Consider the following 2910-nt stretch of genomic DNA (forward strand, 5'->3'; position numbering starts at 1 on the left):
AAGCTTGCTCGCTTTCAGCAAGAACCGTCCAAAGATTGAGAACAAATGACGATTATATACCGACCATCGAATCTATTGTTGCGATTTGCATTGCGTTGCAATTACCACCGGTGCTGAGCGATGAGCTAATCAACCGTTCGACCTGTGCGTTGGGCGTCAGCGAAAAGCATTTGACGTATAAATTCATGCTCAATAGCTGCTACACTAAGCCAATTTATGAATGTAATGACATGCTTCAAAAACTAGGCTTTGACCCTTTAACAAAAGAACAGTAAAATTTTTTCCCACCAGCCCGGACATTCTGTGTCCGGGTATTTTTTTGCTGTTTTCGAGCACTTAACCTCCCAAAACGAACTCCTGATGAGCTCTATTGCCGAGAACTCATGTTTTTTTTGCACGTGCACAGACATTTCATGACCGTGTCAAAGTGAGGACAAGCCAATACAATGGGCTTATAAGGAACGATCAGTTCGTGAGGCCAGCCACGCAGCGACCGCCTGCGCAGGGTGATTCCCGGTGCTGTGTGAATACAACTGAATAACAATGCTGCAACTGTTCACCGGGAAGTGATGGAAGCAGTCCGAAATGGAGAACGCCAATCGGACTGTGGACCGCTTCTGTGGGCCGGTTTCACTATCTTTATTCTCCATTTCGGCTAAGGCCGAAAGGAGAATTTTTGTTTAATTATCGTCATCGAAAATGTGTTGTGACTCGATGCCGCGCCCCGCCCTTCTCCAGCAGTTTTTTGACTATCACAAAAAACTGACTGGAGGAAGGATTATGAAATATTGGCAGAAAGATCGCAACTACAGAAAATATCATAACGAGGACGGCACATTCCGCTACGTCATCACTGTAGATGGCGTAGATGTGGAGGTTCCCCGAGAGGTACATCAGGCGTATGCGCAGGCAGATCGCAAGGAGCGGTATGGATACGAGCGCGAAGATGGGTTGCACCTATCTCTGGATCGTATGGTGGATGACGGCATGCACCTTTCATATCTGACGGGCCAGCATGTCGAGCCGGCAGAGGATGCCGCCATTCGCGACCTTATGATTGAGCAGATGATGGATGTAATGCTCCTGCTTTCGGAGGAAGATCGGGAGCTGATCGATCAGCTTTTCTTCGAAAACATTTCCGCAAGAGAGGTGGCGCGAACAATAGGTGTGTACCACCGCACCATCATCTACCGCCGCGACAAAGTCCTAGAAAAGCTTCGTCGCCTGATGAACGAGTAATTCTTTTTCAAAATTCTTTTATCCACCCCGGCCCTTTTTCGGGATGGATAGTGAGGAGGAAAATCGCTTCCTCGTTGCACCTTGACAAACACCGCCTTCGGGCGGTCATAGCGACACACCGGGTAACAGACCCGCCCGGCGCCGTGCGCGAGGACCCCGCCCTTGTCAGCTACAGCTATGTGGCGGCGTGGGCAGGGCGAGCGCCCGGTCCTCTTTCTCTTTGGAGACGAAGAAAACCGGCAGACACAAGGCGCTTGGCGGATGATGATACTTCCCCGATCCTGACTATACGGGGGCCATGGTAGTAGGGGTCATACATGGCGGAAGCATCGCTCTGGCTGAAAAAGGCCAGAGGGAGCTTTCATGGGTAGCGCACATGCGCCGCCGTCCGGGGATGTCACAGGAAAAACAATTACGGTATTCACCGCAAAATCAATCATCATCTATATATTTTTGACTTTGGCGGTTTGACTACTGCGCAGCGGTTCGGTTCTCGGATCGCTGCGCACCATCAAGCCGCCAATCTAACGGATTGGAGGAATCATCATGCCTGTAATAGCTACAGATATATACGCGCGCGAAATATCTTACGACATGCCACCAGACATTCCGCCACGCTTTCTTGCTGGTGGAAAGCCGATTTTCACCGCCTATGGCTGTGCACTGCTGGAGCGGCAGACAACCAGGAGCCATGTGTACTGTGCGGTCAACCTGACCAACGGGAGAAAAGAGATTTTGTGCCGCAAGCATCGTCCGCTGGATGAAAGCGAACATCTGAATGCAGCGGCCAAGATCAGGGCGCTGCCCATTGCCGGAGCTGGCCGCTCGTCTGTCGACCGCCCACCGCGTGAAAAGTTGCCACGCAAAAAGATGGACGAAATCTTGATCCGAATATTCGCAAACATCCTGCCCCAACACGGGTACGCCGTTCGAGAGAACCAGATCGCACTTGCAGAGCATATCCTCGAAACAATATCCCGCCGCGCTATTTCTCTGGCAGAGTCGGAGGTCGGCACCGGCAAGACCATGGCTTATCTGGTCGCCGCTGTACTTGCCAAGCGCGGAAGGCTCAACGACTTATGGCTGTGCGGCCACTATCCGCAGCAGAGTTATGCCGAGACCGCCTACATGCCGGTAGTTATCGCAACATCCAGCATTGCACTCCAGCGCGCAATCGTCCAGGATTATCTCCCGGAACTTTCAAATATCCTTATGCTTCACGGGGTTATCAATACACCCCTGACATGCGTTATCCGCAAAGGCCGAGAGCACTTTCTGTGCGAAAGGCGCTTGCAAGCCTTCTTTAATGATAGCGATGCACAAACCCAAAGCATTCTTCATCCCCTCGTTTCGCCGAGTGCGTCCTGCGACCTCGCTGACGCAGAAGGATTGACTCCATTTATGAAGCGCAAAGTCTGCGTCTCCGGAAAATGTGGCGACAGCTGCCGCCATGCTGCATGCTGTCGGTATCTCCGATACATGCAGCATGCCAACGATCCCGAGGTGGATTTTTTAATCTGCAACCACAACTATTACCTCGCTGATGTTCTTCATCGCGCTTGTGGCAAACGCCCACTCCTGCCGCACTACCAGCTCGTGGTTATCGACGAGGCCCACAAGTTTCTCGATGCAGCGCGGCAGATGTATGGAGTGACACTTGATGAGTCGGAG

The 2910-nt window shown here is 51.8% G+C and carries 2 protein-coding genes and 1 pseudogene; all 3 read left to right on the forward strand.

Annotated elements, in window-relative coordinates:
• A partial coding sequence (locus VB081_RS10155; protein WP_331676027.1) for a hypothetical protein occupies positions 1 to 275 on the forward strand: 275 nt, incomplete at its 5' end.
• 505 nt (positions 276 to 780) lie between these two features.
• A complete protein-coding gene (locus VB081_RS10160; RefSeq protein ID WP_323400709.1) occupies positions 781 to 1239 on the forward strand; it encodes an RNA polymerase subunit sigma-70 in 459 nt (152 codons plus the stop codon).
• Between the two features lie 546 nt (positions 1240 to 1785).
• Positions 1786 to 2910: pseudogene (locus tag VB081_RS10165) on the forward strand (hypothetical protein); the annotation flags it as partial.

This window comes from Christensenella sp. (genome assembly GCF_034927525.1).
In the GTDB taxonomy this organism is placed as follows: Bacteria; Bacillota; Clostridia; order Christensenellales; family Christensenellaceae; genus Christensenella.